The sequence below is a fragment of the Thauera sp. SWB20 genome (assembly GCF_000831325.1).
Classification (GTDB): domain Bacteria; phylum Pseudomonadota; class Gammaproteobacteria; order Burkholderiales; family Rhodocyclaceae; genus Thauera; species Thauera aminoaromatica.
Map to the genome: position 1 here is coordinate 34,799 of NZ_JTDM01000019.1, position 13,485 is coordinate 48,283.

Here is a 13,485-nt window from a genome sequence, read left to right on the forward strand (position 1 = left end):
CCGCCTCGTCCGGCTTGCCAATCCGCGTGCGACTTGCTAAAAGTCCGCTCGGGTGTCTTCGACACCCGATCCGGTCCGACGCGGGGACGACCCCGCCCGCCCTGCGCGCCTTGCGCTGCGACCGTCGGTTTCCCGCGGGACGACCCGCAGGACGAGGCGTGGGCCCGACCCGCCCGCCGCTGCCCGAGTTCCCTTCCGTGTCCACAAAACCCAAGCTTCGTAGCTTCCCCGACCGCCTGCGCCAGATCGCGATGTTCGAGATCGGCGGCCTGGTCCTGATCACCCCGCCCTTCGCCTGGGCGAGCGGGGTGCCGATCCGCGACTCCATCGGCCTGCTCGCGCTGCTGGCGCTGATGGCGGCGATCTGGAACGGCGCCTACAACACCGCCTTCGACTGGATCGAGGGCCGCCTTACCGGGCGCACCGCCGACCGTCGCCCGTTCCGGCTGCGTGCCGTGCATGCGCTCGGCTTCGAGTCCGGCCTGCTGGTGATGACGCTGCCGGTGATCGTGTGGTGGACCGGCATGGGCTGGGTCGAGGCCCTGATCGCCGACATCGGCCTGGCGATCACCTACACGATCTACGCCTTCCTGTTCAACCTGGGCTACGACCGCCTGTTCCCGATCGCGCCCGCCGGCGGCGAGGCGGACGCGGCCGGGCTGGCGGCGGAGCGCTGAGATGGCGACCGGCGACAGCGCGGGTGATGTGGCGGAGGCGGCGGTCGTCTTCGACGCCGACCTCTCCGCGCTAAACACCTTCGGCCTGCGTGCGCACGCGGCCCGCCTGCTGCGCGTGCGTTCGGTTGCGGCGCTTCGGGCGGCGATCGCCGCGCCGGGCTGGAGCGACACGGCGCGCCTGGTGCTCGGTGGCGGCAGCAACCTGGTGCTCGGCGGCGATTTCGCCGGCACGGTGCTGCGGGTGGAGATTCCGGGCCGCCGCCTGTTGCGCGCCGAGGCCGATGCCTGGATCGTCGAGGGCGGCGGCGGCGAGAGCTGGCACGATTTCGTGCGCTGGACGCTGGCGCAGGGCTGGCCCGGGCTCGAGAACCTGTCGCTTATTCCCGGCACGGTCGGTGCCGCGCCGATCCAGAACATCGGCGCCTACGGGGTGGAACTGGTCGAGCGCTTCGAGTCGCTCGACGCGGTCGAGCTCGACACGGGCGAGCTGCGCCGCTTCGATGCCGCGGCGTGCGCCTTCGGCTACCGCGACAGCGTGTTCAAGCGCACTCCCGGAAGGTGGCTGGTCGTCGCGGTGCGCTTCCGCCTGCCACGGCCGTGGCGCGCGCTCACGCGCTATGCCGATGTCGCGCGCGAGCTCGAGGCACGCGCGCTCGCGCAGCCCTCCGCGCTCGAGGTCTCGGATGCGGTGATCGCGATCCGCCGCCGCAAGCTGCCCGACCCGGCGGTACTCGGCAACGCCGGCAGCTTCTTCAAGAATCCCGTCGTCGACGCCGCGCGCTGCGCACGCTTGCTCGCCGCGCACCCCGCGCTGCCGCACTATCCGCAGGCCGACGGCAGCGAGAAGCTCGCCGCCGGCTGGCTGATCGAGCAGGCCGGCTGGAAGGGGCGCGACCTCGGCCCGGTGGGCTGTTACGAGCGCCAGGCCCTGGTGCTGGTCAACCGCGGCGGTGCCACCGGTGCCGACGTGCGCCGCATCGCGCAGGCGATCATCGCCGACGTCGAGGCGCGCTTCGGCGTGCGCCTGGAGCCCGAGCCGGTCTTCATCTGAACCACGGGCGCCACAACTCCCGGGCAACGCCGGCGGCAACCGCGTGATCCGCGACGGCATCGCCGAGGTGCTGCGCGAGCAGGCGTCGACGCTGAACTTCGACGTCTAGGTGCCGGTGGGCCGGCTCGGCGAGTGCGTGGCGCGCATGCGCGCCAAGCTGGAGCGCGGCTGGCTGACGTATTCGCGCACCCCGGCGGAGATCGCGCCGATGCGCACGCTCAAGGCGGCACTCGACCCCCGCGGCATCCTCAACCCGGGCAAGATGCTGTAGGGCCGCGGGCCGCCGCGGCCCTAGATGATGCGGCGCGGCTGCTCGATGATGGTCTGATAGACCAGGCTCTTGATCTTCATGCGGTCTTCCGCGCCGAGTTCGTGGAAGTCCACTCCGTAGTGGTACTCGATGCCTTCGGCCTCGGCGTCGGCTGCCTGCTGCACGTTGCGGATCTCGGCCTCGATGTCGAGCTCGGTCTGCAGGCCGTGAAGGTCCACGTCGAAGCGCAGACGGACGATCGCGCCCGGTTCGCCGAGGGAGGCATGGGTTTGGATCAACGCGCCGGTCGCGCTCAGGTTCAGCATCGTGCCCTCGCCCGCCGCGCTGCCGGCCTGGGTGTTCACCTGTACCGGAAACTGCGTGCGCACCCGCGTCGACTTGCGGATCACGCTGCCCTGGATCACGCTCGGAAAGCTCAGGTGTACATAGTCGAGAGGCAACCTGCATGCGCGCAGCACCGAGGCGCGGAAGGCGAAGGCACTCTGGCGCGAGAACACCCGCACGATCACCGGATCGTTCTCGATCAGTTCCACGCGCCGCCCGCCCGCCACCGGCGTGGTCACCAGCAGGCTGATCCCGTCCACATAGCCGACCACACGCACGAATGCGCGCCGCACGCCGGTGCTCGCGGCGCATTCGATCTGCAGGCGGTCGCCGACCGCCAGCCGCATGTCCTCGAAGGTGTAGCCGCGTTGCGCCCCGTCCTCTTCGTGTTCCTCCGCAAGCTCGTCGCGCTGCAAATCCTCGTTGCCCGTGTCTTCGCTCATCGTCCCGCCCGGCCGTTCCGGGATTGCCCCGATGGCCAATTGAAGCTGCTCCGCCCGTCGCCCGCAAGGGCGGATTGCACGCCCGGCCTCGCGAATATCCGCTTTTCCTGATGTGTCGTATCACGATGGGTGGATCCGGTCCCGGTGCGGGGCCTGCTAGTTTGGCGGCCGTGCGCACGACGCTGCGCCGCAGAAGCCAATCAGTGGACAGGAACGGAGACACAAAATGACAACGACCCGCCGCATCGCCCCACTCGCCCTCGCCTGCGCCCTCCTCGCCGCCCCCGCGGCGAGCCAGGCCGCGACCTGGAGCGACACCTTCGTCGGCTACCGCTACGGCAGCGACTTCCGCGAGCCCACCAACACGAAGGACGTCGAGAAGCACGTGCTGCAGTTCACCCACGCCAGTGGCTATTCGGTCGGGCAGAACTTCCTCAACCTGGACATCTTCCAGTCGGACAAGGCCGATCCGGCCAACGGCGGCGGCAGCGGGGCGACCGAGTTCTACCTCACTTACCGCCACCAGGTGCATCTCGGCAAGGCGTTCGACCGCAGCTTCGCCTTCGGCCCGGTCAAGGAGGTCGCGGTCACCGCAGGCTTCGATCTCAACACCAAGAACACCGCGTTCTCGCCGCGCAAGCGCCTCGTGGTGCTGGGGCCCACGCTGAAGTTCGATGTGCCGGGTTTCCTCGACGTCAGCCTGCTCCTGGGCAAGGAGTGGAACCGCTGCGGTCTCGACCCCGTCGCGCCGTCGTCCTTCGATCCCTGCCCGCAGACCGAGGTGAGCTTCGACCCGCAATGGATCGTGAGCGCGGCCTGGGGCATTCCCTTCAGCGCCGGCGCCGTGCCGCTGAAGTTCCAGGGCTTCATCAACATCAACGGCGAGAAGGGCAAGGACTACGCCGGCATCAAGACCCACACCGAGACCCTGATGCGCACCTCGCTGATGGTCGACGTCGGCCAGATGGCCTGGGGCAAGAAGAACACCTTCCTGATGGGCGTCGGCTACGAATACTGGCGCAACAAGTTCGGCAACCACGCTTTCGCGAACGGCGCAGAAAAGCCCGGCATCGACACCGACGCGCCGACCTTCCAGATGGAGTGGCATTTCTGAGCGCATCGATCGCGACTCGCGTCGCTCCTACAAAACCGCCGCGCCTCCCGCGCCGCGCTTCCGGTGCCGCGCGGTGGGAGCGACGCGCGTCGTGATCGATTTCCCGCGCCGCGCGGTGGGAGCGACGCGAGTCGCGATCGACGGTCGGGCAGGGTGCCGCGTGACAGCCACCGCGGCGCGCAAGGCGCCGCACGCAACCCGAATCCGAGGTGGCGGGCTGCCGCGATGCGGCGAGCCCTGCGCCGTCACCGCATCGCGGCAGCGACTTACACGTTCATCACCGTCACCGCGCGCGTGTTCAGGTAGGCGTCGAGCGCCTCCGGCCCGCCCTCGGTGCCGTAGCCCGAATCCTTGATGCCGCCGAAGGGCATCTCCGCGCTCGGCGTCGCGGGTTGGTTCACGTACAGCATGCCGACCTCGAGTTCGTGCGCCAGGCGGTGCGCGTTCTTCAGCGAGCGCGTGAACGCGTAGCCCGCCAGCCCGAAGGACAGGCGGTTCGCCTCCGCGATCGCCTCGTCCAGCGTGGTGAAGCCGCGGATCGCCGCGACCGGCCCGAAGGGTTCCTCATTGAACACCTTCGCGTCCAGCGGCACGCCGGTCAGCACCGTGGGCGCGAAGAAGTTGCCCGCGGCGCCGATGCGCTCTCCGCCCGCCGCCACGGTCGCGCCGCGCGCCAGCGCGTCCTGCACGAAGTCCGCCATCGCCGCCACGCGGCGGGGATTGGCCAGCGGACCCATCTGCGTGCCCTCGGCCAGGCCGTCGCCGACCTTCAGCGTGCTCGCATGCCGGGCCAGCGCGGCGGCGAAGGTCTCGCGCACCGCCTCGTGCACGAGGAAACGCGTGGGCGAGATGCATACCTGGCCGGCGTTGCGGAACTTCGACGCCGCCGACACCTTGATCGCCAGCTCGAGGTCGGCGTCCTCGCACACGATCACCGGCGCATGGCCGCCGAGCTCCATCGTCACCCGCTTCATGTGCTGGCCGGCGAGCGCCGCGAGCTGCTTGCCCACCGGAGTCGAGCCGGTGAAGGTGATCTTGCGGATCGCCGGGTGGGCGATCAGGTAGCTGGAGATCTCCGCCGGGTTGCCATACACCAGCCCGATCACGCCCGCCGGCACGCCGGCATCGACGAAGGCGCGCACCAGCTCGGCCGGCGCCGCGGGCGTCTCCTCGGCGGCCTTGACCAGGATGGAGCAGCCGGTGGCGAGCGCCGCCGCGGCCTTGCGCACGACCTGGTTGATGGGGAAGTTCCACGGCGTGAAGGCGGCGACCGGGCCGACCGGGTCCTTGATCACCATCTGCGTGGCGGCGAGGTTGCGTCCCGGCACGATGCGGCCATACACGCGCAGGCCTTCGTCGGCAAACCACTCGATGATGTCGGCGGCGGCGAGTGTTTCCATTTTCGCCTCGGGCAGCGGCTTGCCTTGTTCCTGGGTGAGCACGCGGGCGATGTCGCCGGCGCGCTCGCGCATCAGCGCTGCGGCGCGGCGCAGGGTCTTGGCGCGCTCGATCGCCGGGGTGCGGCGCCAGGTCTGGAAGCCCTTCACGGCGGCGGCGACGGCGAGGTCGAGGTCGGCGATCGCGGCATGCGCGACGCGGCCGATCTCCTCGCCGGTGGCCGGGTTGTGCACGGCCAGCGTGCGGCCGTCGAGGGCGTCGCACCATTGGCCGTCGATGAGCAGGCGGGTATGGGGGTAGGTCATGGGGGCTTCCTCTCGTGGGAATGTGGGACAGGGCATTCTAGCGGGTGGCGGATGACGGAAGCGCGCATGGGCGCGCCGGGTCGGGCCCCGTCCGGGGCCGCGGTGTCGGGCGCCGCGCGGGGCGCACACTCGCGACCCTTCGCTGGCGCTCAGGGCGGCCCTCGGTGGAGGACGCCGCGGGGGCGGCGACGCAAACGCGTCGCTGCGTGCCTCGGACCTGCGTCGCCTTGTTTCCCCCGCGACGTCCTCCACCTCGGCGCTCCTGATCTTCCCGCGCGGCACCCGATGCCGCGGCCGGGACCGTTTGCGGTGGCTTGCAGGCACGGGGGGCCGCGTGGCCTGCAGCGCTCGCGCAGGTGCGGGGGCTTCGATGCCGCAGGCTGCGGCGCCCGGCCGAGGGCTCGGGATCGCGCGAGGTTTCGCGCTCGCACGCCTGTGTTCCCGCCTCAGGCAATTTCCCGTGCGCTCAGCGTGTAGCTGAAGGCGTCGGGGTCCAGGCTGTCGAAGCGCTGGCCGGCGAGTTCGCCCTGGGGGTACATCAGGAAGGGGATCTCGCTGCCGGTGCTGCCGGGCAGGCGCAGGTCGTGGGCGTCGTTGTAGGCCAGCCAGTTCATCTCCCAGGCGCCGAAGAGCTGCTTGCGCACCGCGGCGACCTTGGGATCGACCATGGAGAGCTTGCCCGGCGGTTCCTCCAGGACGACCTTGCGCACGTCCGCGGGGTCCACCGGCACCCAGCCGAAGCGCTCCAGGAAGACCTCGGCGCGGCAGTGCTGGGCCTTGGAGACGTTGCCGCTCTTGCCCAGGCTCTTGTAGCCGAAGCGCGAGTCGGCGACGCGCAGGCCGTAGACGTCGCGTGCCGGCAGCCCGGCTGCGCGCGCCAGGCCGACGAAGAGGGCGTTGAGGTCGGCGCACTTGCCCGCGAGGTTGCCGGTCTCCAGCATCGTGCGGATGTCGCCGATGCCGCAGCCGCGCACCTTGGGCTCGCGGAAGGTGTTGTCCACGATCCATTCGTAGATGGCGCGCGCCTTGTCCTCGTCGGTCTTCGCGCCGTGGACGATGTCGCGTGCGGTATCGCGCACGATGCCGTCGGTGGGCAGCAGCGCGGTGGCGCGCAGGTAGTGCATGCGTTCGGCGCGCGGCAGTACCTGGGGCGCGGCGCTGGGCTGGCTGAAGTCGATGGCGCGGTCGCGGGTGGCGAAGCGGCTGAGGATCTCGAGCCGGGGCTGGGCGATGCCCGGCGCCCACTCGGCGTAGACCATCTCGGCGCCGGAGCGGTCGCGCACACGTTCCATGAGGTCGGCGTTGCCCTGCCACAGGCTGCCCATCGGGCGCTGCCAGGCGGTCTCGTGCATCGCCGGCAGCGGCACCCACACGCGCAGCGGACCGTCGCCGGGCAGGGGTTCGACGCGGCTCGTCAACTCGAAGCGGCGCCAGCCGGCGTCCGGCGTGGGCGCGAAGGCGGGGGGCTCGGCGAGCGGGGCGGGGGTGGCGAGCGGCGTGGTCGCCGTGGTCGCGGCGGATTGTTGGGCGCGCGCGAGCGCGGGCAGCGCGAGGCCGGCCGCGAGCGTGCCGGCGCGCAGGAAGTTGCGGCGGTTCATGTGTTCTCCCGATGAGCGAAGCCGCCCCGGTGCGGGATGCCGCCGGGGCTTGATGGTTGGCCGTTGCCGGCGGCCGTGTGCGGGGTGTGTCCGCGGCGCGGAAGGCCGATGCGAAGGATCGGCACGCGGGTCCGGCGCGCATTGTCGGCGATTGTGGAGGCCGCGTGAACCGCCGGGGAGATCGCGACTTGCGTCGCTCCTGCAGAGACCGTCGTGTTGCGAGCCTTGTCGTGGGAGCGACGCGAGTCGCGATCCAGCGGTTCCGCGGCTCCGAAAATCGCGACTTGCGTCGCTCCTACGAGAACGGTACTCACCCCGCGGGCCTTGTCGTGGGAGCGACGCGAGTCGCGACCCAGTGGCTCCGATGTGCCGCGCGCGGATCCGCACGAGCGTCAGATGCAGCCCCGTGCTCCGCCTGCCCCCGGGTTCGGGATCTCCGCCATGGGCAGGGCCGGCGGGGCTCGATACAATCGCCCGCATGAATCAGCCGGCTCCCGGGACGGCGACTTGCTGCCCGGTCTGTCTTGGCGCATCCGTGCGCCCCTTTCTGCACGTGGGCGGGCGCGACTACCTGCGCTGCGAAGCCTGCGAGGCGACCTTCCTGCACCCGGCCCAGCGGCCGGCGGCGGATGCGGAGTGCGCCGAATACCGCCTGCACCGCAACGACCCCGAGGATCCCGGCTACCGCCGCTTCCTCGCGCGCCTGGTCGATCCGCTGCGCATCCGCCTCGCGCCCGCGGCGCAGGGGCTGGACTACGGCTGCGGTCCGGGGCCGGCGCTGGCCGCGATGCTGCGCGAGGCCGGCCACCCGATGCGGGTGTGGGACCCCTTCTTCGCCCCCGACCCCGACGCGCTCGCGCGCCGCTACGACTTCGTTACCTGCACCGAGGTGGTCGAGCACTTCCACGCGCCCGCGGCCGAGTTCGCCCGCCTGGACGGTCTGCTGCGCCCCGGGGGCTGGCTCGGCATCACCACCTGCCTGCAGACCGAGGATGCGCGCTTCGCCGCCTGGCACTACCGGCGCGATCCCACCCACGTGGTGTTCTATCGCGCGGCCACCTTCCGGGTGATTGCCGCCCGCTTCGGCTGGCGCTGCGAGCTGCCGGCCAAGGACGTGGTGCTGCTGCACAAGCCCGCGCCGCCGGCGGCCGCCGCGCCGTGCCTTTCTCCCCCCAACCCCGACCGGGAGTCTCCATGCGCTACGAAACCCTCCTCTACGACCTCTCCGACGGCATCGCCGAGATCCGCCTGAACCGCCCGCAGCGCCTCAACGCGGTGACGCAGCGGCTCTACGACGAGTTGAACGACGCGCTCGGCCGCGCCGAGGTTGCGCGCGAGGTGCGCGTGGTGCTGCTCACCGGCGCGGGCCGCGCCTTCTGCGTCGGCGCCGATCTCAAGGAACACAAGGCTGGACGCAGCGCCTTCGACCGCCGCCAATACCTCCAGGGCGAGCAGGACGTGTGCCGCCGCCTGATCGACCTGAAGAAGCCGGTGGTCGCCGCGGTCAACGGCTACGCACTCGGCGCCGGTGCCGAGATCGCGCTCGCGTCCGACTTCCTGCTGATGGCCGAGGGCGCGCAGCTCGGCCTGCCCGAGATCTCGATCGGCAACTTCCTCGGCGGCGGCGTGACCTGGCTGCTGCCACGCCTGGTCGGGCTGGCGAAGGCGCGCGAGCTGGTCTTCCTCGGCGAGCGCATCGGTGGCGAGGAGGCGGTGCGCATCGGGCTGGCGAACCGGGTGTTCGCCGACGCGGGCTTCCTCGACGAGGCGCGCGCCTTCGCGCGCAGGATCGCCGCCAAGGCGCCGTTCTCGATGGAGCTCGCCAAGCGCCAGCTCAATCTTTCGGCCGAGCGCACGCTCGACGCCTGCCTCGTCGCCGAGCTCGAGGGCATGATGTTCGTCGGCACCACGCGCGACTGGCAGGAGGGCGTGGATGCCTTCGCCGAGAAGCGCGCGCCGGTGTTCAGGGGGGAATGACATGAACGAGAACTCGAGCCCTGTGCCCTGCAGTCCGGCGCGCCGCAGCCCGCTGCACGATTTCCTCGCCCCCGCCTCGATCGCGATCGTCGGCGCCTCGGCCGATCCCACCAAGCGCGGCTACAAGGCCATGGTCGGCCTCGTCAAGGGCGACTACCGCGGCCGCATCTACCCGATCAACCCCAAGGTGCCCGAGATCCTCGGCGTGCCGACCTGCGCCACGCTCGACGACGTGCCCGGGCCGATCGACCTGGCGCTGATCTGCACCCCGGCGAAGACCCTGCCCGGGCTGCTCGAGGCGTGCGGGCGCAAGGGCGTGAAGGGCGCGGTGATCCTCGCCAGCGGCTTTCGCGAGAGCGGGCCGGAGGGCGCCAGGCTCGAGCAGCAGGTGCTGGACGCGGCGCGTGCGGGCGGCGTGCGCATCATCGGCCCGAACACCTCGGGCATGTTCAACCTGCATCACAAGGTGAACCTGCTCGACCTGCGCAACGCCAGGCCCGGCGACATCGGCTTCATCTCGCAGTCGGGCAACATGCTGCTGGCGCTGGTGCTGGAGGCCGAGCACAACGGCCACGTGGGTTTCTCGACCTACGTCGGCCCGGGTAACCAGACCGACGTCGGCTTCAACGACTACCTGCGCTACCTCGGCGAGGACGTGCACACCCGGGTGGCGACGCTGTATGTGGAGGGCTTCCGCGACGGCCAGCGCTTTCTCGAGGTGGCGCGCGAGATCACCCCGGTGAAGCCGGTGGTGGTGTACAAGTCGGGCGCCACCGAGCTCGGCAAGAAGGCGGCGAGCTCGCACACCGGCGCGCTCGCCGGCAGCTACGCGATGACGGTGGACCTGCTGCGCCAGGTGGGGGTGAGCGTGGTGCATCACTCCGACGAGATCCTGCCGGTGGCCGAGGGCCTGGCGCTGATGCAGCAGGCGCGTGGGCGGCGGATTGCGGTGATCGCCGACGGTGGCGGCCAGGCGACGATCACCTCCGACCGCCTGTCGGAGTCCGGCCTGGAACTGGCCGAGCTGTCCGCGGCGACCCGCAAGCGCCTGGCGGCGATCCTGTTCCCGCAGGCCGCGTTGGCGAATCCGGTGGACGTGGCCGGCAGCTCGGACGCCGACCCCGAGGTGCTGGCGCGCTGCGTGGAGATCGTCGCCGACGACGACAACGTGGACGCGGTCTTCCTCGTCGGCATGTTCGGCGGCTACCACATCCGCTTCGCCGAGTCCCTGCTCGGCGGCGAGATGCGCGCGGCCGAGGCCATGATCGAGCTCGCGCGCGCCAGCGCAAAGCCGCTGGTGGTCTACAGCCTCTACGCCCCGGTCAAGCCGCCTGCGCTACGCCGCCTGCACGAGGCCGGGCTGCCGGTGTACGCCTCCATCGAGCAGGCGGTGAAGGTGCTGGAGGCGCTCGCCGAGCGCGGGCTCTACCTGCAGGACCGCCACGGCCAGCCCCTGCAGGCCGGCGCGGCGCCCGACGAGGCGATGCAGGCGATGTTCGCGCGCGCCCAGAACGAGGGCCGCGACCTCTACGAGCACGAGGCCAGGGCGCTGCTGCGCACGCACGGTGTCGCGGTGGCGGAGGAAATCGTCGCCCACACGGCGGACGAGCTTGCGGTGGCGATCGAGCGCTTCCGCGACCAGCCGCTGGCGATGAAGGTGGTGTCGAAGGACATCCTGCACAAGTCCGACGCCGGCGGGGTGAAGCTGAACCTGGTCGGCGAGGCGGCGCTGCGCGAGGCCTGGGCACAGATTCTGGCGGGCTGTCGGGCATACGATGCCGACGCCGACATTCGCGGTGTGCTGCTGACACCGATGGCGAGGAAGGGGGTGGAGGTCATCGTCGGCGTGGTGCGCGACCCGATTTTCGGCCCGGTGCTGATGTTCGGCCTGGGCGGCATCTTCGTCGAGATCCTCGAGGACGTCGCCTTCCGCGCGATTCCCCTGTCCCGGCGCGACGCCGAGACCATGGTCGATCAGCTCGGCGCGCGCAAGGTCCTCGCCGGCGTGCGTGGCGAGGCGGCGGTGGATAAGGTCGCGCTGGTCGAGCTGCTGCTGCGGGTGTCGAGCATCGTCAGTGCCTACCCGCAGCTCTCCGAGCTCGACCTCAACCCGGTGATCGCCTACCCGGACGGCTATGCGGTGGTCGACGCGCGCATCATCACCAACCGCACGGTGGCCAGCAGCTGAGCCGGTCGAGCGGATTTTCGCGCCTTGGATCGGGGTGTGCACGAAGCGGATATCGATCGTGCACAAGCTGGATATTGATCGGTGTGATCGCGCCATAACCTGACGGCCTTGCAATCAAGGAAGCTTGACGCACGTCAAGTTCGTCACTGCTCGCCCGTCCGATCTCCCCTGCAGCAATTCCCCCAAAGAGGCACGATTTTGAAAACGAACGTTCCGATGGAAAACCCGGAGATGGCGCGCAAGCGGCGCAGCACCATCATCTGGGTGATCGCCCTGGCCTTCGTCGGCCTGGTCTTCGATGGCTACGACCTCGTCGTCTATGGCGCAGTCCTGCCCGGCTTCATGGGGCCGGACTCCGCCAAGTGGATCGGCGACCACGCACTCACGCCGAAAGACGCCGGCATGCTCGGCTCGTACGCGATGATCGGCATGATGCTCGGCGCCCTCGTCGCCGGCACCCTGGGCGATCTGATCGGCCGCCGCAAGGTCATGATCGGCGCCATCGCCTGGTTCTCGATCGGCATGGCGGTGTCGGCGATGACCGAGACGCTCGCCGCCTTCGGCGTCTGGCGCTTCATCACCGGCCTGGGCGTGGGCGCGCTGGCGGGCACCACGGGCGCGATGGCGGCCGAGTTCGCCCCGCCGGGGAAGAAGAACCTCGCCACCGCCTTCACCTATGCCGGCATCCCGCTGGGTTCGCTGCTGTCTGCGCTGCTGGCGATCTTCCTGCTGCCGATCATCGGCTGGCGCGGCATGTTCCTGATCGGCGCGCTGCCCCTGGTCACCCTGCTGCCGCTGGCGATCTGGAAGCTTCCCGAGTCGGTGGCCTGGCTGGCCTCGCGCGGCCGCCTGGACGAGGCCCGCAAGGTCTCCGAGCGCACCGGCGTGCCCATCCCCGAGGCGGAGATCAAGCCGCAGCAGAGCGCGGCCGCCAATGCCTCGGACGCGCGTGCGGGCTGGGCGGGTCTGTTCACCGTCTATCTCGTCCCGGCCATCGTCATCGGCTTCGTCTCGGCGTTCTGCCTGCTGCTGGTCTATTCGCTGAACACCTGGCTGCCGAAGATCATGCTGCCGATCATGGGCCAGAACGGATCGCTCGCATTGCTGCTGGTCCTCAACGCCGGCGCCATGGTCGGTACCCTGTACGGCTCCACCCTGGCCGACAAGCACAGCCCGCAGCGCATCGTGGCGCTGGGCTTCCTGGTCGGCGCGCTCGCCATGGGCGCCATCGGCATGATCGCCTCCACGATCGACGTCCCGATGGTCGCCAAAGCAGGCGAGATCCAGCAACTCGCCGACGTCAGCGGCATCGTCGTGGCCCTGCTGCTGCTTACGATCGCGATCACCGGCCTGGGGACCTCGGGGACGCAGACGCTGATCTACGGTCTGGCCGCCAACTACTACCGCACCAACGTCCGTGGCGCCGGTGTCGCCTGGACGGCGGCCTTCGGTCGTATCGGCGGCATCTTCGGGCCGATCTTCGGCGCCTTCCTGGCGGTCACGTTCGCCGGCGAGCTGCACAGCATCTTCTACGTGCTCGGCGGCATCAGCCTCGTCGGCCTGGCCCTCACCCTGATCATTCCGAAGAGCAAGGCGGCGGCGGTTGCACAGGCGGTGGCGCCGACCACGGCGGCTGCGGCGGCCGTGCCCGCCGGCAAGTCCCGTCTCTACGGCACCATCATGGCCGTGGTCGATCACACCGGAAACAGGCTGACGCGCGAGCGTGTCTCCGAGTTCGTCTCCCTGACGGGCTCGAAGGTGCACCTGGTGTATCTCGCGCCGGAGCACGTCCTGTCCGCCGAGGTCGATCAGACCGACAAGGCCATCGACCCGGCGCACGTGGCGAACCTGCAGGAGTATGTGAACGAGGTGAACGCGCAGGGTGTCCCGGCGGAGGGCCAGATCCTGACCTCCACGCTGTTCGGTCGCGGCAGGGCGGTGGTCGACCTGGCCGAGCAGCTGCGCTGCGACCTGATCATCCTCAACACCGAGGAGGGCGGCCAGCGTGCCAAGGCCGAGCTCGCGCAGGAGGTGGCCGGACAGAACCCGAAGATGGCGGTGCTGATCGCGCGCTCGACGCAGTAAGACGCTGCCGCACCACGAAGCCCGCCCCGACCGCTACGGTCGGGGCGGGCTTTT

11 protein-coding genes are annotated in these 13,485 nt (G+C 70.5%); 8 read left to right on the forward strand and 3 right to left on the reverse strand.

From position 1 onward, the window contains the following. The first annotated feature begins 197 nt into the window (after positions 1 to 197). The 3 genes from PO78_RS11965 to PO78_RS23405 all read left to right on the forward strand — a co-directional run bounded on the left by PO78_RS11965 (position 198) and on the right by PO78_RS23405 (position 1,999). Positions 198 to 677, forward strand: a complete 480-nt coding sequence (locus PO78_RS11965) for a PACE efflux transporter (RefSeq protein WP_144312142.1) — start codon at positions 198 to 200, stop codon at positions 675 to 677. A gap of 1 nt (position 678) precedes the next feature. Continuing rightward, positions 679 to 1,728, forward strand: coding sequence for a UDP-N-acetylmuramate dehydrogenase (gene murB / locus PO78_RS11970; RefSeq protein ID WP_004310525.1), 1,050 nt, complete (start codon positions 679 to 681; stop codon positions 1,726 to 1,728). A 145-nt stretch (positions 1,729 to 1,873) separates the two neighbouring features. Then, positions 1,874 to 1,999 carry an FAD-linked oxidase C-terminal domain-containing protein gene (locus PO78_RS23405; protein WP_231570704.1) on the forward strand — a complete coding sequence of 42 codons (126 nt, stop codon included), beginning with the start codon at positions 1,874 to 1,876 and terminating at the stop codon, positions 1,997 to 1,999. 20 nt (positions 2,000 to 2,019) lie between these two features. On the opposite strand, the gene PO78_RS11975 is transcribed toward PO78_RS23405, so the two are convergent. Further along, positions 2,020 to 2,766 (reverse strand): flagellar brake protein, encoded by a 747-nt coding sequence (locus PO78_RS11975; protein WP_043744011.1) that lies wholly within the window; start codon positions 2,764 to 2,766, stop codon positions 2,020 to 2,022. Positions 2,767 to 2,992: 226 nt separating this feature from the next. Here PO78_RS11975 and PO78_RS11980 point away from each other — a divergent pair, with 226 nt between their 5' ends. Continuing rightward, a complete protein-coding gene (locus PO78_RS11980) occupies positions 2,993 to 3,880 on the forward strand; it encodes a hypothetical protein (protein ID WP_043744014.1) in 888 nt (295 codons plus the stop codon). A 266-nt stretch (positions 3,881 to 4,146) separates the two neighbouring features. On the opposite strand, the gene PO78_RS11985 is transcribed toward PO78_RS11980, so the two are convergent. Together PO78_RS11985 and PO78_RS11990 are read right to left on the reverse strand one after the other, a co-directional pair. Beyond that, the gene (locus PO78_RS11985) at positions 4,147 to 5,583 is read right to left on the reverse strand and encodes an NAD-dependent succinate-semialdehyde dehydrogenase (RefSeq protein ID WP_004310529.1); all 1,437 of its coding nucleotides are present in this window, start codon (positions 5,581 to 5,583) and stop codon (positions 4,147 to 4,149) included. 446 nt (positions 5,584 to 6,029) lie between these two features. Further along, the gene (locus tag PO78_RS11990) at positions 6,030 to 7,181 is read right to left on the reverse strand and encodes a transglutaminase-like domain-containing protein (RefSeq protein ID WP_004310533.1); all 1,152 of its coding nucleotides are present in this window, start codon (positions 7,179 to 7,181) and stop codon (positions 6,030 to 6,032) included. A 535-nt stretch (positions 7,182 to 7,716) separates the two neighbouring features. Here PO78_RS11990 and PO78_RS11995 point away from each other — a divergent pair. From PO78_RS11995 to PO78_RS12010, 4 genes are all read left to right on the forward strand, one after another. Further along, positions 7,717 to 8,433 carry a class I SAM-dependent methyltransferase gene (locus PO78_RS11995; RefSeq protein WP_004310535.1) on the forward strand — a complete coding sequence of 239 codons (717 nt, stop codon included), beginning with the start codon at positions 7,717 to 7,719 and terminating at the stop codon, positions 8,431 to 8,433. Further along, positions 8,376 to 9,158 (forward strand): enoyl-CoA hydratase/isomerase family protein, encoded by a 783-nt coding sequence (locus PO78_RS12000; RefSeq protein WP_012584561.1) that lies wholly within the window; start codon positions 8,376 to 8,378, stop codon positions 9,156 to 9,158. The genes PO78_RS11995 and PO78_RS12000 overlap by 58 nt, the downstream gene beginning before the upstream one ends. A gap of 1 nt (position 9,159) precedes the next feature. After that, positions 9,160 to 11,346, forward strand: coding sequence for an acetate--CoA ligase family protein (locus PO78_RS12005; RefSeq protein ID WP_043744017.1), 2,187 nt, complete (start codon positions 9,160 to 9,162; stop codon positions 11,344 to 11,346). A gap of 216 nt (positions 11,347 to 11,562) precedes the next feature. Beyond that, positions 11,563 to 13,431, forward strand: coding sequence for an MFS transporter (locus tag PO78_RS12010; RefSeq protein ID WP_004310542.1), 1,869 nt, complete (start codon positions 11,563 to 11,565; stop codon positions 13,429 to 13,431). Positions 13,432 to 13,485 lie beyond the last annotated feature (54 nt).

What these genes read in the sequence shown, in the direction of transcription:
- PO78_RS12000 (WP_012584561.1), top strand. Translation starts at nt 8,376, where the DNA reads ATGCGCTACGAAACCCTCCTCTACGACCTCTCCGACGGCATCGCCGAG.
- PO78_RS12010 (WP_004310542.1), top strand. Translation starts at nt 11,563, where the DNA reads ATGGAAAACCCGGAGATGGCGCGCAAGCGGCGCAGCACCATCATCTGG.
- PO78_RS23405 (WP_231570704.1), top strand. Translation starts at nt 1,874, where the DNA reads ATGCGCGCCAAGCTGGAGCGCGGCTGGCTGACGTATTCGCGCACCCCG.
- murB (WP_004310525.1), top strand. Translation starts at nt 679, where the DNA reads ATGGCGACCGGCGACAGCGCGGGTGATGTGGCGGAGGCGGCGGTCGTC.
- PO78_RS11990 (WP_004310533.1), bottom strand. Translation starts at nt 7,181, where the DNA reads ATGAACCGCCGCAACTTCCTGCGCGCCGGCACGCTCGCGGCCGGCCTC.
- PO78_RS11975 (WP_043744011.1), bottom strand. Translation starts at nt 2,766, where the DNA reads ATGAGCGAAGACACGGGCAACGAGGATTTGCAGCGCGACGAGCTTGCG.
- PO78_RS11980 (WP_043744014.1), top strand. Translation starts at nt 2,993, where the DNA reads ATGACAACGACCCGCCGCATCGCCCCACTCGCCCTCGCCTGCGCCCTC.
- PO78_RS12005 (WP_043744017.1), top strand. Translation starts at nt 9,160, where the DNA reads ATGAACGAGAACTCGAGCCCTGTGCCCTGCAGTCCGGCGCGCCGCAGC.
- PO78_RS11985 (WP_004310529.1), bottom strand. Translation starts at nt 5,583, where the DNA reads ATGACCTACCCCCATACCCGCCTGCTCATCGACGGCCAATGGTGCGAC.